At 66.7% G+C, this 17,797-nt stretch carries 15 protein-coding genes and 1 pseudogene; 11 read left to right on the top strand and 5 right to left on the bottom strand.

The window, feature by feature from the left end; genetic code table 11:
- The first annotated feature begins 19 nt into the window (after positions 1 to 19).
- The 4 genes from C0R07_RS01930 (at position 20) to C0R07_RS01915 (ending at position 4,483) form a co-directional block, all read left to right on the top strand.
- A complete protein-coding gene (locus C0R07_RS01930) occupies positions 20 to 1,498 on the top strand; it encodes an adhesin (RefSeq protein ID WP_102788073.1) in 1,479 nt (492 codons plus the stop codon).
- A gap of 159 nt (positions 1,499 to 1,657) precedes the next feature.
- Entirely contained in the window at positions 1,658 to 2,344 is a 687-nt protein-coding gene (locus C0R07_RS01925; protein ID WP_070471074.1) for a C39 family peptidase, read from the top strand.
- Positions 2,345 to 2,353: 9 nt separating this feature from the next.
- Positions 2,354 to 3,118 (top strand): hypothetical protein, encoded by a 765-nt coding sequence (locus C0R07_RS01920; protein WP_019182627.1) that lies wholly within the window; start codon positions 2,354 to 2,356, stop codon positions 3,116 to 3,118.
- 48 nt (positions 3,119 to 3,166) lie between these two features.
- Positions 3,167 to 4,483, top strand: a complete 1,317-nt coding sequence (locus tag C0R07_RS01915; RefSeq protein ID WP_102788072.1) for a hypothetical protein — start codon at positions 3,167 to 3,169, stop codon at positions 4,481 to 4,483.
- A gap of 31 nt (positions 4,484 to 4,514) precedes the next feature.
- On the opposite strand, the gene C0R07_RS01910 is transcribed toward C0R07_RS01915, so the two are convergent.
- The 3 genes from C0R07_RS01910 to C0R07_RS01900 all read right to left on the bottom strand — a co-directional run bounded on the left by C0R07_RS01910 (position 4,515) and on the right by C0R07_RS01900 (position 7,546).
- A complete protein-coding gene (locus C0R07_RS01910) occupies positions 4,515 to 5,852 on the bottom strand; it encodes a sigma-54 interaction domain-containing protein (protein WP_070470967.1) in 1,338 nt (445 codons plus the stop codon).
- A gap of 246 nt (positions 5,853 to 6,098) precedes the next feature.
- Positions 6,099 to 6,875 carry a C40 family peptidase gene (locus C0R07_RS01905; protein ID WP_019182630.1) on the bottom strand — a complete coding sequence of 259 codons (777 nt, stop codon included), beginning with the start codon at positions 6,873 to 6,875 and terminating at the stop codon, positions 6,099 to 6,101.
- A 131-nt stretch (positions 6,876 to 7,006) separates the two neighbouring features.
- A complete protein-coding gene (locus C0R07_RS01900) occupies positions 7,007 to 7,546 on the bottom strand; it encodes a C40 family peptidase (protein ID WP_019182631.1) in 540 nt (179 codons plus the stop codon).
- A gap of 111 nt (positions 7,547 to 7,657) precedes the next feature.
- Between C0R07_RS01900 and C0R07_RS01895 the strand changes: the two genes are divergently transcribed.
- The 7 genes and pseudogenes from C0R07_RS01895 to C0R07_RS01870 all read left to right on the top strand — a co-directional run bounded on the left by C0R07_RS01895 (position 7,658) and on the right by C0R07_RS01870 (position 13,284).
- Entirely contained in the window at positions 7,658 to 8,137 is a 480-nt protein-coding gene (locus C0R07_RS01895) for an FKBP-type peptidyl-prolyl cis-trans isomerase (protein WP_019182632.1), read from the top strand.
- Positions 8,138 to 8,220: 83 nt separating this feature from the next.
- Positions 8,221 to 9,468, top strand: a complete 1,248-nt coding sequence (locus tag C0R07_RS01890) for a DUF418 domain-containing protein (RefSeq protein WP_102788071.1) — start codon at positions 8,221 to 8,223, stop codon at positions 9,466 to 9,468.
- A 17-nt stretch (positions 9,469 to 9,485) separates the two neighbouring features.
- Positions 9,486 to 9,626, top strand: a pseudogene (locus C0R07_RS20270) (amino acid dehydrogenase); the annotation flags it as partial.
- Positions 9,623 to 10,978, top strand: coding sequence for a glutathione-disulfide reductase (gorA, locus tag C0R07_RS01885; RefSeq protein ID WP_070470963.1), 1,356 nt, complete (start codon positions 9,623 to 9,625; stop codon positions 10,976 to 10,978). The pseudogene C0R07_RS20270 and the gene gorA, both read left to right, overlap by 4 nt.
- A 262-nt stretch (positions 10,979 to 11,240) precedes the next feature.
- Positions 11,241 to 12,161, top strand: a complete 921-nt coding sequence (locus C0R07_RS01880; RefSeq protein ID WP_026069690.1) for a DMT family transporter — start codon at positions 11,241 to 11,243, stop codon at positions 12,159 to 12,161.
- Between the two features lie 11 nt (positions 12,162 to 12,172).
- Positions 12,173 to 12,520, top strand: a complete 348-nt coding sequence (locus C0R07_RS01875; RefSeq protein WP_083298717.1) for an MGMT family protein — start codon at positions 12,173 to 12,175, stop codon at positions 12,518 to 12,520.
- A gap of 89 nt (positions 12,521 to 12,609) precedes the next feature.
- Positions 12,610 to 13,284 carry a rhomboid family intramembrane serine protease gene (locus C0R07_RS01870; RefSeq protein WP_070470961.1) on the top strand — a complete coding sequence of 225 codons (675 nt, stop codon included), beginning with the start codon at positions 12,610 to 12,612 and terminating at the stop codon, positions 13,282 to 13,284.
- A 99-nt stretch (positions 13,285 to 13,383) separates the two neighbouring features.
- Here the strand turns inward: C0R07_RS01870 and C0R07_RS01865 are convergent, their stop codons facing one another.
- Both C0R07_RS01865 and C0R07_RS01860 read right to left on the bottom strand, forming a co-directional pair.
- Positions 13,384 to 15,396 carry a M13 family metallopeptidase gene (locus C0R07_RS01865; RefSeq protein WP_102788070.1) on the bottom strand — a complete coding sequence of 671 codons (2,013 nt, stop codon included), beginning with the start codon at positions 15,394 to 15,396 and terminating at the stop codon, positions 13,384 to 13,386.
- A gap of 142 nt (positions 15,397 to 15,538) precedes the next feature.
- Positions 15,539 to 17,647 (bottom strand): M13 family metallopeptidase, encoded by a 2,109-nt coding sequence (locus C0R07_RS01860; protein WP_174704342.1) that lies wholly within the window; start codon positions 17,645 to 17,647, stop codon positions 15,539 to 15,541.
- Between the last annotated feature and the right edge of the window lie 150 nt (positions 17,648 to 17,797).

Genomic DNA, 17,797 nt, shown 5'->3' with positions numbered 1-17,797 from the left:
TGATGAGAGAGAGGGCACCATGAACACCAACATGAAACGGACCGTACTGGCCATCGCCGTCGCCGCTGCATCCGCCTCCGCCGGCGCCAATGGCTGGGGCAATGACCGCGACAACCAGAACCAGAGCGCCAACATCAACCACCTGCACAACGTGGCTGAAACGCGCACCAATACCAATACCGATACCAACACCGAAACCAATACCACCACCAACACCGATACCGATTCGCGCACCTGGAACCGGACCTGGAACAACACCCGCAACAACAACAGCACCACCAACACCACCATCAACGACAACGTGACGAGCAACACCAACGTCACCAGCAACCGCGACGTGACCAGCAACCGCAACGTCACCGAGAACGTCAACAAGACCAGCAACATCCAGGCCGACGAACGCCAGGAAAAGAACAATCACGGCGTCGACGTCAACATCGAAAAGGACCTGCGCCTGAGCTCGGACATCAGCTTCTCGGGTGATCCGGAAATCACCGGTTCGATCGACATCGATTCGGCCGCCATCGCCGTCATCGACAACCGCCAGTCGGTCACCAACAATCTGGCCGGCAACACCCTGGTGACCAACAGCGCCTCGATCGCCGACGACGTCGGTGCCGATGCCTCGGGCAACCTGGGCTTCAACGTCGCCGCCGGTGACAACAACGCCCAGGACAATGCGGCGTCGCTGTCCGCCGCCGATGCCTCCTTCAGCTTCGGCATGGCCGATGCGGAAGTCTTCGTCAACCAGTTCGGCGGTGGCAACACCACGATCAACTCCGGCGTGACCAACGCTGCGGGCCTGGGTGGCAATGCCTTCAGCGGTGCGTCGGGCAACATCGGCGCCAACGTCGCTTCCGGCAACAACAACGAGCAGAAGAACGCGCTCGCCGCATCGGTCGCCACCAGCGCCTATGCGACCTCGAGCATCAGCTCCAACCAGGTGTCCTCCGGCAACACCGTCAGCAACGCCGGCTACCTGCAGTCGATGACCGACACCGTGGACGTGAACCTGAGCGGTCGCGTCGCCGGCGCCACGTTGGCAGTGGGTGCGGGTCGTTACAGCGGCACGGGTAGTGCCTACCAGAAAGACAACTACTACCTGGACAGCTGGAGCGGCGCGCTGGATCACCCGAGCGGCAGCGCGAACGGCCACATCGATCTGGATAGCGATATCCAGAATGCCACCGCCAACCCGAATCGTCCGGGCGTGGGCGGCATTGCCTTCGATACCGATGAGCGCGGCACCAGCCAGTTCGTCGAACTGGGCGTGGCCGATCTCTACGCGAGCCTGAGCGGCACCGTCTCCACCACCCGCTGGGTGAACGTGGATGCGACCAACACCGCGGCGTTGTCCGGCAGTGCGTTCTCCGGCGCCTCCGGCAACATCGGGGTGAACGTGGCCTCCGGTACCGGCAACCTGCAGGCCAACAGCCTGGCTCTGGCGGTTGCGCAGCCCTCCACCGGCGGCGGTGGCGGCGGCGGTCCGGAACAGTAAGAAGGTTGTCCGTTTTCGCAGGCAGTACGCGTTGAGCGCAACAAACCCGGTCATCCGCCAATGACCGGGCTCCCCGGGAGCCCCTGTCCCTTCTCCCCCTTGGGGCAGGGGCTCCTTCCTGAGCCGGAGTAGACGATGTCCACACGTATGCGCACCTGGATGCTGGCCTGGGCACTGTCGATGCTGATGATGCCCATCGGGCTGGTGCGGGCCGGCGACATCGGCTTCAGCGGGGTGCTGCCCAACGGGGCGGTGCTCACCCAGCGCGTGGAGAGCATGCAGGAACGGCGCTTCCGCAACGTGGTAAGGCAACACACCGATTACAGCTGTGGCGCGGCAGCCCTTGCCACGATCCTGCGCTACGCCTACCACCTGGAGGCGGATGAGGGCACGGTGATCGAAGGGATGATGGGGGTCTCGGATCCACAACTGGTCCACCAGCGCGGTTTCTCGCTGCTGGACATCAAGCGTTACGTCGAATCGATGGGCATGCGTGGGCGCGGCTACCGCGTCAATGAAGAGCGCCTGCGCTCACTGCGCGTGCCCGGGCTGGTGCTGATGGATGTGCGGGGCTTCCGCCACTTCGTGGTCCTCAAACAGGTCCGTGGCGATCTGGTGGATGTGGCCGACCCGATTCTGGGCAACCGCAGCATTCCCGTCAGCGAATTTCTCCAGGCGTGGCCGTCGCGCGCCGTGTTTGTCGTGATCGGCAGTGACTTCGATCGCAACACGGTGCTGCTGCAGCCCGGTGAACGGCCGAGTGCCCGTTCGCTGTACGCCAGGCAGGGACCGATCACCGACGCGGAACTGGTCGATTTCGGATTCACCCATGCCGATCTGTTTTAAGGAGGCAACATGAACATCGCAACCTGGACGCCCGGCATCGTGCTGCTTGCCCTGCTGGGCATCGCACCGGCACATGCCGATGACAGCCGGCCCGGCAAGGGATTGAGCGAAATCCCCGATCCGGAGTTGAACCTCATGCGTGGCCGCTACACCGTTGGTGGCAACACCGTGGCGTGGTTCGGGGTCACCATGGTCTCGCAATGGCAGACCGCCGGTGGGCAGTCGGCACAGAGCGCGCTGAAGCTGGGCATGGACTTCAGCCACGGCGGCAACGCGCCGAAGATCAGCTTCGCGCCCAGCGTGAGTGTCACCGCCGCGGATGCGCCACTGCCCGTGACACCCGGGCGCAGCGTGGACGCCAGCGGCCTGCAGAACGTGGCCGGCCTGAGCCAGAGCATCCAGGTCGCCGGTGACGGCAACCTGGCCAGCAACGCCACCCAGCTGACCGTGCGCGATGGCACCGCGCCAACGCCCACCGGCGAAGGCGTGAACCTGGCCAGCGTGCACCAGGGCGGGGTCAGTGCGCTGGCTCAACTGGAAGGCAACACGGCCAAGGTGCAGTTGCAGATCGAGGGTGTCGGCGCGGTCCAGCAATGGATCCGCAACGGCAGCGTCGGGCAGAGCATCGCGCTGGGCAGTGATGGGCAATCGGTCACCAACCGGCTGCAGATCGATCTCGTCAGGCAGTCGATGGCCAACAACGTGCCGCTCAACCAGAACGTGGCGCAGGCGATGACGCTGGTACGCGGGGTAGGCATGGGGCCGGGCCAGTGATTTATCGGCACGGCAGGGGGAGCGTCAACACAACAGTGGGCCAAGGCAATGCACACGATGATCCGCGCAACACCGCTGGCGCTGGCGGCGCTGGCACTGATGGCGGCTGCGTCCGCCCAGGCACAGGCGCAACAGCCTGCGCCGGTTGACGAGGCCGACGTCAAGGCACTGATGGCGCAGCTGGAAAGCCTCAAGGCCAACTACGCGCAGGAAGTACGTCGCCTGCGCGAACTGGACATGCAGGTGCAGGCCATGCAGGCACGGCTGACCGGCAAGACCGCGCCGGTGGCCTCCAGCGCGCCTCCCCCGCAGCAGGCCCTGCCGGCGGGCACCCCGGCCGCACCGGCCAGTGCCGATGGCTATGCCAGCTCGGCGGCCGAAGCGCAGCAGGCCAAGCAGGAGTCGCGGCGCAGCGTGGATGATGTCAAACAGCAGCAGGCCGCACTCTTCAGCCGCCGCTTCACGATTGAAAACAGCCTTTCCTACGCCCGCTACGACCGCAAGCAGCTCAGCCTCAACGGCTTCCTGGCGCTGGATGCGATCTTCCTCGGCAACATCGCCATCGAGAACGTGGAGTCGGACACGCTGACCTACAACCTGGCCGCGCGCTGGGGCATCAGCCCGCGCCTGACCTTGAACCTGGACGTGCCGTACCTGGCGCGCAAGACGGTGTTCCAGAAGGGCGGTGCCGGTGGCTCGGCCGCGGCCATCGCGCAGGAAAAGACGACGGGCAACGGCATCGGCGACGTTGGCCTGAGCGCCAACTACCGGCTGTTCGCCGAACGCGGGCGGCTGCCCGAAACCGTGCTCACCGTGGGCGCGACCGCGCCGACCGGGCGGGCGCCGTACGGGCTGGACTGGAAGGTGCTCGAGCGCGATGACGATGACTTCATCCGCTTTGCCGTGCCCGAGCAGCAACCGACCGGCAACGGCGTGTGGCAGGCCAACGTCGGCCTGTCGGCCGTGAAGACCGCCGACCCGGCGATCCTGTTCGCCAATATCGGTTACATCCATTCCTTCCCGCGCAGCTTCGATGACATTGATGCCAACCCGGACACCACCAACCCGGGCGACGTAAAGCTTGGAGGCTCCTATTACTTCGGCGCCGGCGTGGCGTTCGCGTTCAATGAGCGCACCAGCCTGAGCATCTCCTTCAGTGACAAGCTGAGCGCGCGTGCCTCCACGCGCTACAAGAACGGGCAGTGGTTGAAGGTGATCGGCAGCGACGCCAATGCAGGCACGCTCAACCTGGGCATCACCTATGCGCTCAACCAGAAAACCACCCTGGTCAGCCTGCTGGGTATCGGCCTGACCCCGGATGCACCGGACTTCACCCTGGCCTTCAAAGTGCCGTACAGCCTGTGAGCGCGCCCGCTCACACGCTGCGCCCTGCGGCTCAGCGCAGTTCGGGCAGCGCGAGCTGGTGCTTGCGGCACAACCGGTAGACCGTCACCCGCGAGACCTGCATGTGACGGGCGCAGGCGGTGACGTTGAAATCGTGCTGGCGCAGTGCATGCAGCAGCGTTTCGCGTTCGGCGATCTGCTTTGCGCCGTGCAGGCCGCGTTCGGTGCTGGCCAGAAGCGGCTGACTCAACTCCAGGTCCGCCGCCGTGATCAGCTCGGCATCGCTGACGATCGCCGCACGCTGGACCCGATTGAGCAGCTCGCGCACGTTGCCCGGCCAGCCGAAGCGTTCGAGCGCCTGCACCGCCTCGGCCGTGAAGCCGCGCGCGCGGGTGACATGGCGATGCCGGAAGCTGCTGAGGAAATGGTGGGCGAGCAGTGCGATATCACTGCCGCGCTCACGAAGCGGCGGCAACGGCAGGCGCAGCACATTGAGCCGATAGAACAGGTCGCGACGGAAATGGCCTTGTTCGACCGCCTTCTCCAGATCCACGTGCGTGGCCGCGAGCACGCGTACATCGACCTCCAGCGGCCGGTTGCTGCCGACGCGTTCGACCGTGCCTTCCTGCAGCACCCGCAGCAGGTTGGTCTGCGCATCCAGCGGCAGGTCGCCGATCTCGTCCAGGAACACGGTGCCGCCACTGGCCGATTCGAACAGGCCCAGGCGCCGCGTCGCCGCGCCGGTGAAGGCGCCGCGTTCATGGCCGAACAGTTCGGACTGGACCAGCGCAGCCGGAATGGCCCCGCAGTTCACTGCCAGGAACGGGCGCGCATGCCGTGCCGACAGCGCATGCAGCGCTTGGGCGGCAAGTTCCTTGCCGGTCCCGGTCTCGCCGGTGATGAGCACCGGCAGGTCCACCGGCGCGTACTTGCGGATGGCCGCACGGGTGACCTGCAGCACCGCGCTGTCGCCGATCAGGGACTGAGGGCCATGGGCGGCGGGCAGGGATTCGGCGCCGGCCAGCTGCTGCAGCCGCTGCACGACGCGCGGCAGGTCGATCGGGGCGACATAGGTATCCACGCACGCCGCCAGCAGCGCATCGAGCACCGGCGAGGAGCGCAGCGGCGCAGCAGGCAACAGCGCCAGCAGGCTCATGTGGCGGTGATCGACCAGCAATTGCTGCAGGTGGGCCAGGTTGGCCGGCACCACCGTGCGCAGGTCAAGCAGGCCGACCACCTGGTCGCTGCCGCGCATGCCGATCCCGGCGCATTGTTCGGGGGCCACGCTGCGGACCTGCCAGCCGGCCGCAGCCAGCGTCGCCCGTTCAAGCGCGAGGGGTTGCCCAAACCAGATCACACACCGGGCAGGAAAATCGGGGACAGCCGCCATGCGTCACCTTGTCGACAGGAATCGCGGGCGGTGTCTGCTGCCTGATCGGTTGCCACGGACGTGCCGCCCCACGTCCGGGTCCGTCCCCCGCCGCAGCACGTGTGCGCCGGGCGCGTCGCCGGTCGGGAAAAAGACCGTGACAGAGAAGGGAACGCGGGTTGGGGCGATCAGCGGCCACTGCCGCGGCCCAACGAAAAAGGCCGCTGCAGGGCAGCGGCCTTCGATCCGGTGGTCCCGCAGGGCGGGTCAGAGGTCGACGCGGCGGGCCTGCATGAACTTGCCACCCCAGTAGCCGCTGACCAGGCTGTCCACACGGACGTCCTTGCCAGTGCTCGGGGCGTGCAGGAAGCGGCCTTCACCCACATAGATGCCGACATGGTCCACACGGCCCTTGCGGCCGAAGAACACCAGGTCGCCAGCGGCCAGGGCGTTGCGATCGTTGATCAGCTGGGCAGCGCCGTCATGGGCCATTTCGCGCGAGACACGCGGCAGCTCGACACCCAGCGCGGTACGGAACACATAGCCGACCAGGCCACTGCAGTCGAAACCGCTGTCCGGCGAGGTGCCGCCCCAACGGTACGGGGTGCCCAGCAGGGTCATCGCACGGCGCAGCAGGGACTGGACCTTGCCGTTTTCGGCGGCGTCGCCGGCCACGGTAATCGCGCCGGTGCTGGCATCGTAATTGGCGAGCAGGCGGCTCAGATCGCCGGCGAACATCGCCGAACGGTCCATGAGGGGGATGGTGTCGTTGGCCGCCAGGTGCGGAAGCAGGGCGGCGAGGGTGGCGCTGGCAGCGGCATCGGCCTTGCTGCGGGCCGGCGCATCAGCCTTGGGCTTGGCCGGCGCGGAGGAATCGGGGGCAACAGTGACAGGGGTTGCAGAAGCTTCGGGGGCGATCGTCGGTGCGGACTGCGCCCAGGCCGGAAGGCTGGCCAGGCAGAGCGCTGCAGCGAGGAAAGCGGGTCGGGCACGTCGCCGGGTTGCGGCGGTCTGGCCTTTGCAAGTCAGGTCGTCTGTCGTCACGCGGCGGTCACTGAATAAAAACGATGGGTGATGATGCCGTGTAGGCGCAGTGATTAGGTACAAATTCCGTTAATTTTTCGTTTACAACTATGTGATTCGCGTCACAAATTTGTACCTTACCCCTGTTCAGCTTAGTTAAGGACGCGTTTCGCGCCGGTGTAGTGGTCCTTCCAATAGGGGCCACCGAGCGAATCCAGCCGGACCGTGCCCCCGGTGCTCGGGGCATGCACGAAGCGCCCTTCACCCACATAGATCCCGACATGGAAGACGTTGCCCCTGTCGCCGAAAAACACCAGGTCGCCCGGTGCCAGTCGTTTGGGGTCGATCTTCGGCCCCTGCACCGCGGCCAGATCGCGCGAGGTCCGCGGCAGGCGCAGGTCGAGCATTTCCCGGTACACATACGCGACCAGGCCGCTGCAGTCGAAACCGGATTCGGGGGTGTTGCCGCCATAGCGGTAGGGCGTGCCGACCAGTCCGATCGCGCGCATCAGCACCGAGTTGGCGGCCTGCGGATCGTTGGGGGTGACGTTGGGCCAGACCTGGGCCGAGGCGGGCGGCGGGGCCGGGCGGGTGGTCTTGCCGCCGCCGCAGGCGCTCAGCAGGGCGATGATCGCCAGCAGGGCCACGTGGCCGGGCAGGCGGGTCAGGCGCGAAACTGGCGTCATGTGCATGTTGTCCGGATAATGCGCGACCTTAGAAGGCCGTCATGATGGCGGCGTATCCGGCAGGCCACAACCCGCCTCACCCGTCTGCCCTCGGCAGTCTCCAGACCAGAGTTGCGCATGAAGATCGAAAAAGACCGCGTCGTCCGTTTCCATTACACCGTCGCCGAGCAGGGCCAGGAGCCGATCGAGAGCTCCAGGGACCGTGATCCGCTGGCGATCCTGATCGGCCACGGCAACATCATCCCCGGCCTGGAAAACGCCATGATGGACAAGGAAGCCGGCGCCACCTTCGAGGTGGACGTCAAGGCGACCGACGCCTACGGCGAGCGCCGCGAAGGCCTGACCCAGCGCGTGCCCAAGAAGCACTTCGGTACCAGCAAGCTGGTCCCGGGCCAGCAGGTCGTGCTGCAGACCAACTTCGGCCCGCGCGCGGTGACCGTGGAGAAGGTCGGCATGAGCGTGGTCGACGTCGACCTGAACCACCCGATGGCCGGCAAGGACCTGCACTTCAACGTCGAGATCGTCGACGTGCGCGAAGCCAGCAAGGAAGAAATCGAGCACGGCCACGTGCACGGCGACGGCGGCCACCAGCACTGAGTGCTGCGCCCCCTCGTTGATCCAACGGCCCGCTTCGGCGGGCCGTTTTCGTTTCCGCGGCAGGCCGCCGTGCGCACGGCATAATGACGGACCTGGTCAGCGGATTGCCTGTGAACGCAGCTTCTTCTCCTTTGCAGCCGGTGGGCGCGCATGAGCGCATCGCCGTCATCGATATCCTGCGCGGGTTCGCGTTGCTGGGCATCCTGCTGATGAACATGGAGGCGTTCAGCGGTCCGCTGGACCTGTCCTTCACCGGCATCGATCCGCACTGGCAGGGCGCGGACTACTGGGCCGACGCGGCGATCTACGTTCTGGTCCAGGGCAAGTTCTTCACCCTGTTCTCGCTGCTGTTCGGCGCCGGCTTTTCCGTCATGGCGCAGCGCGCCGAAACGGCTGGCCGCGCGTTCGCACCGTTCTATCTGCGCCGCAGCGCCGCCCTGCTGCTGATCGGCCTGTGCCATGCGCTGCTGGTGTGGTCCGGCGACATCCTGGTGATCTACGCGTTGATCTCGCTGCTGTTGCTCGCCTGCCGCGAAGCGCCGCGCAGTTGGCTGCCGGCGATGGGCGCGATCAGCTACCTGGGCGCGGCCGGGCTGGTGCTGGTGCTGGGTGCACTGATGAGTTGGATGGCCAGCATGGAGCACGCGCAGGACCCGCTGCGCGAGGCCATCGCCCAGGCCCAGCGCACGATCGAACTGCAACGGCAGGCGTACGCGCACGGCACGTGGGGCGAGGCCGTCGGCCAACGCCTGCGCGACCTCGGCGCGATGCTCTCGGGCATCTTCGTGATCGGTCCGGAAGTGCTGGGCATGTTCCTGATCGGCAGTTGGTTCGCCCGTAGCGGCGCGCTGGCCGAGCCGGAACGGTTCGCGCGGCTGTATGCGCGGCTGCGCTGGATCGCCCTGCCGGTCGGCCTGGTGTTGATGCTGGGCAGTGCAATCTGGCATCCGTACCAGGCCCCTGGCACGCTGGATCTTGCCGGTGGCGTGGCCTACGCCGTGAGTGCATTGGCCGGGCTGCTGATGTGCCTGGGGTACCTGGCCTGGATCGTGCACTGGCGCGCGCGGCTGCAGTTGCTGGCGCCGATGGGGCGGATGGCGTTGACCCACTACATCGGGCAGTCGCTGGTCTGCACCTGGGTGTTCTATGGATACGGACTGGGCGCGTTCGAGGCGATGCCCCGGCTGTGGCAGATCCCCTTTGCGCTGGCGCTGTTCGCGCTGCAGGTCGGCATCAGCCATTTGTGGCTGCGCTGCTTCCGCTTCGGGCCGCTGGAGTGGATCTGGCGCGCGATGACCTATCTGCAGTGGCCGCCGCTGCGCCGGACCTGACCCCGTCGCGCCGAGCCCCTCACGTCTGGATCGCGGCCGGTCATGGCATGCTGGGAATGCGCATGAGCGTCGGCACCGGCGGTTGATGGCAGAGCTGATCAACTGCCCGCGCGCCGGCGATCGATCCTGCCCCTTACCGAGTTGAGCGATGCCAATGACGACGCAATACGACTATGACCTGATCGTGCTGGGCGGTGGTTCCGGCGGCCTGGCCGCGGCTTTCCGCGCTGCGCAGCATGGGCAGCGGGTGGCGATGCTGGAGCCGGGCGAACTCGGTGGCACCTGTGTCAACGTCGGCTGTGTCCCCAAGAAGGCGATGTGGCTGGCCGCCGATCTGTCTGCACGCATCGGCCTTGCCGCGGCGATGGGATTCGATGTCCCGGTACGCCCCTCGCTGGATTGGAAAGAACTGGTGGTACACCGCCAGGCCTACATCGCCAACATCCATGCCAGCTATCTCAAGCGCCTGGATGAGAACAAGGTGGTGCGCGTGCCTCGCCGTGGTCGGCTGGTCGACGCGCACACCGTGGAATGCAGCGATGGTGTACGCATCAGCGCCGCGCACATCCTGATCGCCACCGGCGCGCATCCGCAGCGCCCGGACATTCCCGGCGCCGAGCTTGGCCTGGTTTCCGATGATTTCTTCAACCTGTGCAGCGCGCCCGAACGCGTCGCGATCGTCGGCGGCGGCTACATCGCGGTCGAGCTGGCCGGGCTGCTGCAGGCCCTTGGCAGCCGCGTGACCCTGCTGGTCCGTGGCGAGCGCCTGCTGGAGCGCTTCGATGCGGAGCTTACCGGACAACTTGCCGAGAATCTGCGCCATCAAGGCGTGCAGGTCCACTTCGGCTACCGCCTGCGCGAGCTGCGCCGTGACGGCGATGCCATTGTGGCGTTCGGGCACGATGGACCCGCAGATGGCCAATTCGATGCCGTGTTCTTTGCCACCGGCCGGCGCGGCAACAGTGCCGATCTCGGGCTGGAGGCGGTCGGCGTGGTGGTGGGCGACAAGGGCGAGGTCGAGGTCGATGCGTGGCAGACCACCGCGGTACCCAGCGTGCACGCGGTGGGTGACATCGCCGGCAAGGTCGGCCTGACCCCGGTGGCAATCGCCGCGGCGCGCAAGCTGATGGACCGCCTGTTCGGTGGCCAGCCCCAGGCGAAGATGGACTATGAGAACGTGGCCAGCGTGGTGTTCTCGCATCCGGCGCTCGGCGCCGTGGGGCTGAGTGAAGAGGAGGCGTGTGCGAAGTACGGCGACGTGCGCGTGTACCGCAGCAACTTCCGCCCGATGCTGCAGGCGCTGGCCGACGGCACCCAGCGCAGCGTGTTCAAGCTGGTCTGCGTGGGCGAGGAGGAGCGCGTGGTCGGTGTGCACCTGCTGGGCGAGTCTGCCGATGAAATCCTGCAGGGGTTTGCCCTGGCGGTGAAGATGGGCGTGACCAAGGCCCAGTTCGACGACACCGTGGCGATCCATCCGACCTCGGCAGAAGAAGTCGTACTGATGCGCTGAAAGCGCGCCCGCGGCGTGTCGCCGCCGAAGCCGCGCCCGGGATCCAGGTAGTGCCACGCCATGCGTGGCAACCGCGCACGAAGCGGCACAGCCTTCCGCAGGCGCCGGGTCTTTCGGTCGGCCGAGCCCTTTTCGCCGTTGAAACAGGATCGGAGCGCCGTTCCCGCAGCGTCTGCCGGCGCAGAACACCCGCCGCCACGCATGCGACAATGGCCGCCCCACCTGCTGCCCAGCCGCCTCCGTGCGGCTGTTCGCCGTCCTGATGTCGTCACCCGCTTCCTCGCTCCCCACGTCCTCCAGTCGCATCGCCGCCGGCGGCATCGCCTTGGCCGCGATCGGGGCCATTGCCGCCTCGGGCAAGGCGGTCATCGTCAAACTTGCGTACCGGCACGGGGTGGATGCCACCACGCTGCTGGCACTGCGGATGCTGATGGCCTTTCCGTTGTTCGCGGTGCTGGCGGTATGGTCGGCGCGGCGCGCGCCGGCATTGTCCTGGGGCGACCGCGGGCGCGTGGTGTGGCTGGGCTTCACCGGCTACTACCTGTCCAGCCTGCTGGACTTCCAGGGCCTGCAGTACATCAGTGTCACCCTGGAGCGGCTGATCCTGTATTTGAACCCCACGCTGGTGCTGCTGATCAGCCTGGTCCTGCTGAAGAAGCGCCCTGGTCGCTGGCAGGTGGCGGCACTGGTGCTCAGCTATCTCGGCGTGCTGCTGGCCTTTGGCCATGACCTGCAGCTGGAAGGCGGGCGCATCGTGCTGGGCAGTGCACTGGTGTTCGCCAGTGCGCTGAGCTATGCGCTGTATCTGTTCGGCAGCGGCCAGGTGGTGGCGCGGATCGGCGCGATCCGCCTGACCGCCTACGCCAGCTGCGTAGCCTGCGTGCTGTGCGTGCTGCACTTCGCGGTGCTGCACCCGATGTCCGCCCTGGGCCAGGCACCCCCGCCGGTGTACTGGCTGTCGCTGATCAATGCGACGGTCTGCACGGTGCTGCCCGTGATGGCGATCATGCTGGCGGTGAAGCGGATCGGCTCGTCGCTGGCCGCGCAGGTCGGTATGCTCGGTCCGGTCTCCACCATCGTGATGAGTCTATGGCTGCTCGACGAACCCATGGGAACGTGGCAGATCCTCGGCACGGCCCTGGTCCTGCTCGGCGTGCTGCTGGTCAGCCGGGTCCGCGCGTGAACGCCGCTGCCATGGGCGATGACGCGGCCGCGCAGGCACGGGCGCGGATCCTGGCGGTGATCCATGCGATTCCGCGCGGGCAGGTGATGGGCTACGGCCAGGTCGCCGCCAAGGCCGGGCTGCCGGGCAGGGCGCGGCTGACCGCACGCGTGCTCGGCATGAATGACGACCCCGACCTGCCGTGGCACCGCGTGCTGCGCTCGGACGGGCGCATTGCGATGCCGGAAGGCTCGGCCGGCTGGAAGGAGCAGAGCCAGCGGTTGCGTGCCGAGGGCGTGGTGGTGGAGCGCGGCCGGGTCAAGGGAATGCCGGTGGCCGGTGGCAACGATCTGGATGCCGCCCTGTGGGGGCCGGGCTGACGCTGCCTGCGGGTTGAACGCGGGCGCTGGCGCGCAGATCGCAGCGGGGTGCTGCGGCTATGATGGAGGCAGTTCCAAAGGATGCCCCCATGTTTCCGCGACTGCCTACTGTCACCAAAGCGTTGTTGATCGCCAACGCCGTGCTGTTCCTGCTGCAGCAGCCGTTCCTGCTCGGCAACGGCACCTTCGAGCCTTTCATGCTGCAGCCCCTGGGCGGCGGCTTCGATCCGTTCTCGCCGGGCGGCAACTTCCAGCCCTGGCAGCTGCTGACCTATGGCTTCCTGCATGGCAGCTTCGGCCATCTGTTCTTCAACATGCTCGCGCTCTTCATGTTCGGCGCGCCGCTGGAACAGACCTGGGGTGAGAAGCGCTTCCTGATCTATTACCTGGTGTGCGTCGCCGGTGCCGGGCTGTGCCAGCTGCTGGTCGGCATGATGCTGGCCGATCCGGCCACGGTGCTGGGTGCGTCCGGTGGTGTGTTCGGCCTGCTGCTGGCCTACGGCATGCTGTTCCCCAACCAGCGGGTGATGCTGCTGTTCCCGCCCATCCCGATGAAGGCGCGCACGTTCGTGATCGTGTTCGGTGCAATGGAGCTGATGCTGGGCGCCACCGGCTGGCAGCCGGGCGTGGCCCATTTCGCCCACCTGGGCGGCATGCTGTTCGGCTGGCTGCTGATCCGCTATTGGCGCGGCCAACCGCCGTTCAACAACCGGCGACCGCCGGGCCCGCCGAAGCGGCCCAACCATCTGCGAAGCATCAAGTAACGCAAATAACAGGGACGGAGGTAGTTAATAACCACCTCCGTCCCCGTTAAATGAAAAGGGCGCCCAATGGGCGCCCTTTTCGTTGCTGCCTTGCTGGGCTCAGCGCCAGACCTTGATCTGGTCGTTGTCCACGCGCTGCATCGGCTGGCCCGGCTTGCAGGTGAACGTGGCACCGAAGGCCGGCAGGTTGGACAGCGGGCCGTTGGTGCGCCAGCGGCCCGGGGCCAGGATGTCCGAGCTCAGGCGCTGGGCGGCGACGTTCGGCGAGAGCTGCTGCGGCCACAGGCTCGCCCAGGCACGGAAGAAGCCCTGCTGTGCGGCCGGCTTGGCGGCCGGCTCAACGGCCTTGTAGGCCTCCCACGCCAGTTCGAGGCCGGCCAGGTCGGCCAGGTTCTCTTCACGGGTGAGTTCACCGTTGACCTTGGCGCCCTTCACGCCCGGGTAGTCATAGCCGCTGTACTGCGCGGCCACGCGGTTGCCGAACAGGGTCCAGGCGGTCTTGTCGGCCGGGGTCCACCAGCTGCGCAGTTCGCCCTTGGCATCCACCAGCGCGCCCTTGGCGTCGATCGCGCGGGTCAGCTCGTGCGCGACCAGCGCGCCGTAGCTGCCGAACAGGTCGGCGGTATCGCCCTTGGCATTGAACACCGGGCCCTGCAGCACGGCGGCGGTGACGATCAGGCGGTTCTGCGCGATGTCGTAGGCCAGGGCCGGCTGCTGCGGCAGCACGTCCCAGCGACGGTCGGCGTTGCCCTTGCCGATGCGCTTCATCTCTTCGCGGTGGCGCCAGGTCGAGGCGATCAGCATGTTGCCGCCAAAGCTGCCACGGCCCATCGGCTGCACGGTGTAGTCCAGATCGCGCAGCGGGGTGCCGATCTCGATCTTCAGCGCGGCCAGCTTGGCCTGCGCTTCGGTCTTGGCCTCATCGCTCATCCAGGTGCTGCGCTTGACCGCATCGATCTGCACTTCGCGGATCTTGTCCACCACCAGCGCCGCCTTGCGACGGTCGTCGGCCGAGAGGTGCTTGGCGGCGTACTCGCGGCCGACCATCGGGCCGGCGGCGACGTTGATCGCATCCAGCACCTGCTCCCAGCGTGCCGGCGGCAGGGTCTGGCCACGCATCACGCGGCCGCGGAACTCGAACTCGGCATCGCGGTAGGCCTTGGACAGGTACGGGGCCATCGCATCACCCACTCGCCAGCGCAGGTAGACCTTCCACTGCTCCGGCTTGAGCCGGGTGACCATGCCGTCGAGCTGCTTGAACAGCGCCGGATCGGACAGCGAGACCAGGTCGTCATTGACGCCCTGTGCCTTCAGGAAGGCCTCCAGCTGCAGGTTGCGGTAACGGCTGTTGAGCTCCTTGGTGGAGATCGGCGCGTAGTTGTTGAACGGGTTGTTGATGCCAGCCAGCGACTGCGCATTGCGCGCCAGTTCGGTTTCCAGTGCGATCACCGACTGCGATTCGGCATCGAGCTTGTCCGCCGGGGTGCCGGTCAGCGCCAGCACCTGCTTGACGTAGGTGCGGTAGCGCGCCATCAGCGCGACGGTGTCGGCATCGGTACGGGTGTAGAACGCCGGGTCCGGCAAGCCCATGCCGCCCTGCATGAAGTAGCCGATGTGGCGGTCCAGTGCCTTCAGGTCCACGTCCGGGGCGAAGTTGAAGGCCACCGGGATGCCCACCTGGTGCAGCGCGGCGATCGAGGCCGGCACGTCCTTGGCCTTCTTGATCGCGTTGATGCGGGTCAGCAGCGGGGCGATCGGGTTGGAGCCGTCGGCTTCCACCGCGGCCTCGTCCAGGCCGCTGGCCCAGAAGTCGCCGAGCAGCTTCTGCACGTTGCCCTGCGGCGCGGTCATCGCGCCATCCAGCAGTTCACGCTGCTGCTGGCGTGCGCGGTCGGCCAGCTGGCCCAGTGCGGTGGTGGCACCGGTCTGCGGCACCGGATTGGCTTTCAGCCAGGTCGCATTGGTGGCCTCGTAGAAGTCGCTGCACTGGGCGCTGACGGCCGGCGCACGGGCGGCGGCCTTCTTCTTCTGCGCGGCGTGCGCATCGTGTGCGATGACCAGGGAGGCCAGGCTCAGGCCCAGGGCAATGGCGAGCGGACGGAGGTTGGACATGTAAAGCGAATCCAGCAGGATTGGGATCGCGCGAGTGTACCAAGCAAAGCGAAAAGAGCGTGATGGGTGCCCCCCGCACCAAAAGCAAAGGCCCGGGTTTCCCCGGGCCTTTGCGTGCGCAACGCTCAACAAAGGGCGCTTGTTACCAGATCACGACCTGCTGGTCGCCAGCGCGCACCATCGGCGAGCCGGCCTTGCACTGGAAGGCCGCGGCGAAGGTGGGCAGGTTCGACGGGGCACCCATCGCGCGGAACTGCGCCGGGGCATGCGGGTCGGTCGCCAGACGGACCTTCATGTTCTCCGGGGTGTACTTGGTGCGCCACACGGTGGCCCAGTTGAAGAAGAAGCGCTGGTCACGGGTGAAGCCGTCGACCTTCGGATCTTCCTTGCCGGCCGAGGCCTTCTGCAGGGCGTCGTAGGCGGTGGCCAGGCCACCCAGGTCGGCGATGTTCTCGCCCAGGGTCAGCTTGCCGTTGACCGGCTGGCCGTCCACCTTGTAACCGTCGAACTGCTTGATCAGCTTGCCGGTCAGGCCGCTGAAGTTCTTGGTGTCCGCCTCGGTCCACCAGTTCTCGAAGTTGCCGGTCGGCCCGAAGCGGCTGCCCTGGTCGTCGTAACCGTGGGTCATTTCGTGGCCGATCACCGCACCGATGCCGCCGTAGTTCAGCGCGTCATCGGCCTTTGGGTCGAAGAACGGCGGCTGCAGGATGGCGGCCGGGAAGACGATCTCGTTCTGCAGCGGGTTGTAGTAGGCATTGACCGTCTGCGGGGTCATGCCCCACTCGGTCTTGTCCACCGGCTGGCCGATCTTGGACAGCGCGAACTTGTAGTTGAACGCATTGGCGGCGCGGACGTTGCCCAGGTAGCTGTCGCGGCCGGTGGTCAGGCCGCTCCAGTCACGCCACTTGTCCGGGTAGCCGATCTTCGGGGTGAAGGTTTCCCACTTGGCGATGGCCTTGGCCTTGGTCTCATCGCTCATCCAGGTCAGCCCCTGGATGCGCTCCTTGAGGGCGGCGGCCAAGTTCTTCACCAGCTCTTCCATCTTGGCCTTGGCTTCGGGGGAGAAGGCGACCTTCACGTACAGCTGGCCGAACGCATCACCGGCATCGTTTTCGATGGTGCCCAGCACGCGCTTCCAGCGCGGCTTCTGCTCCTTCTGACCGTTCAGGGTCTTGCCGTAGAAATTGTAGTTCTCATTGACGAAGGCATCGGCCAGGTACGGCGAGGCGCTGTCCACGGTATGGAAGCGCAGGTAGGCACGCCACACCGACGGATCGGTGTCACCCAGTGCCTTGCTCACTTCCTGGTGGAAGCTGGGCATGGCCAGCGAGAACTTCTCCGGGGCGGCGATGCCCTGGGCCTTGAAGAATTCGGTCCAGCTGAAGTTCGGGGTCAGCTTGTCCGCGTCGGCCACGGTGACCGGGTTGTAGAACAGCGAGACATCGCGCGAGAGCTCGACGCTGGACTTGGACGCCTTGGCCAGGCGCGTTTCGAACTTGACCACATCGGCGGCCTGCTTCTCAGCGTCGGCCGTGGCCACGCCGGCCAGTTCCAGCACCTTGGCCACGTGGGCCTGGTAAGCCTTGAGCTTGTCGGCGTTCTTGGCGTCGGTGTAATAGGTGGTGTCCGGCAGGCCCAGGCCGCCCTGGCTGGCGTAGGCCAGGTTCATGCTGGAATTCTTGAAGTCCGCTTCCGGACCGAAGCCGAACAGCACGTTCTCGCCCTTGGCGGCGCTGGTGCGCAGGTAGTTGGCGATCGCGTCCTTGTCCTGCAGGCCGTCAATGGCGGCCAGGTCGGCCTTGATCGGCTCGATGCCCTGGGCGTTGATCTTGGCTTCGTCCATGCCGGTGGCCCAGAAATCGCCGACGATCTTCTCGATGCCGGCCGGATTCTTGACCGCCGCGACCTGCTCGGCGAGCTGGTGCTGCACGGCGACCGAGCGCTCGTCCAGGATGGTGAAGGCGCCCCAGCTGGTGCGGTCGGCCGGGATCTCATTGGCGGCCAGCCACTTGCTGTTGACGTAGTCACCGAACGCGCCACAGGCGTCCATGCTGGTGTCCAGGTCGGACGGGTGGAAGGCGTTGTAGGCCGGCAGCTTGCTCTCGTCGAGCTTGTACTCGGTAGCGGCCGGGGCCGCCGGCGCGGCAGTGGAGGCTGCGCTGTCCGTGGCCGGGGTTTCGTTCTTGCCGCAGCCGACCAGCGCGGCCGAAACGGCCAGGGTCAGCAGTACCAGTTTGGGTGTACGTGCGATCACGTGATTGGCCTCCAGGCCGGAAAAGTCGTGCAGGAATGGCCCCGAAGAGCCTGTGGGCCAGACGATACGCCGCCGGCCCGGCCTGCAAGGGTGTCGAAGGTCATGGCCGATGGCAAGAGGCCTGATCCGGTCAACTGCGGACGTGGC

It is taken from the genome of Stenotrophomonas bentonitica, assembly GCF_002887735.1.
Taxonomy (GTDB): domain Bacteria; phylum Pseudomonadota; class Gammaproteobacteria; order Xanthomonadales; family Xanthomonadaceae; genus Stenotrophomonas; species Stenotrophomonas bentonitica_A.
The sequence above is the reverse complement of the archived record's forward strand: the minus strand, read 5'-3'. Positions and strand labels throughout refer to the sequence as shown.

Coding starts and splice junctions, on each gene's coding strand:
- C0R07_RS01920 (WP_019182627.1), top strand. CDS start 2,354: ATGAACATCGCAACCTGGACGCCCGGCATCGTGCTGCTTGCCCTGCTG.
- gorA (WP_070470963.1), top strand. CDS start 9,623: ATGACGACGCAATACGACTATGACCTGATCGTGCTGGGCGGTGGTTCC.
- C0R07_RS01925 (WP_070471074.1), top strand. CDS start 1,658: ATGCTGGCCTGGGCACTGTCGATGCTGATGATGCCCATCGGGCTGGTG.
- C0R07_RS01875 (WP_083298717.1), top strand. CDS start 12,173: ATGGGCGATGACGCGGCCGCGCAGGCACGGGCGCGGATCCTGGCGGTG.
- C0R07_RS01870 (WP_070470961.1), top strand. CDS start 12,610: ATGTTTCCGCGACTGCCTACTGTCACCAAAGCGTTGTTGATCGCCAAC.
- C0R07_RS01930 (WP_102788073.1), top strand. CDS start 20: ATGAACACCAACATGAAACGGACCGTACTGGCCATCGCCGTCGCCGCT.
- C0R07_RS01900 (WP_019182631.1), bottom strand. CDS start 7,546: ATGCACATGACGCCAGTTTCGCGCCTGACCCGCCTGCCCGGCCACGTG.
- C0R07_RS01895 (WP_019182632.1), top strand. CDS start 7,658: ATGAAGATCGAAAAAGACCGCGTCGTCCGTTTCCATTACACCGTCGCC.
- C0R07_RS01880 (WP_026069690.1), top strand. CDS start 11,241: ATGTCGTCACCCGCTTCCTCGCTCCCCACGTCCTCCAGTCGCATCGCC.
- C0R07_RS01910 (WP_070470967.1), bottom strand. CDS start 5,852: ATGGCGGCTGTCCCCGATTTTCCTGCCCGGTGTGTGATCTGGTTTGGG.
- C0R07_RS01915 (WP_102788072.1), top strand. CDS start 3,167: ATGCACACGATGATCCGCGCAACACCGCTGGCGCTGGCGGCGCTGGCA.
- C0R07_RS01890 (WP_102788071.1), top strand. CDS start 8,221: ATGACGGACCTGGTCAGCGGATTGCCTGTGAACGCAGCTTCTTCTCCT.
- C0R07_RS01865 (WP_102788070.1), bottom strand. CDS start 15,396: ATGTCCAACCTCCGTCCGCTCGCCATTGCCCTGGGCCTGAGCCTGGCC.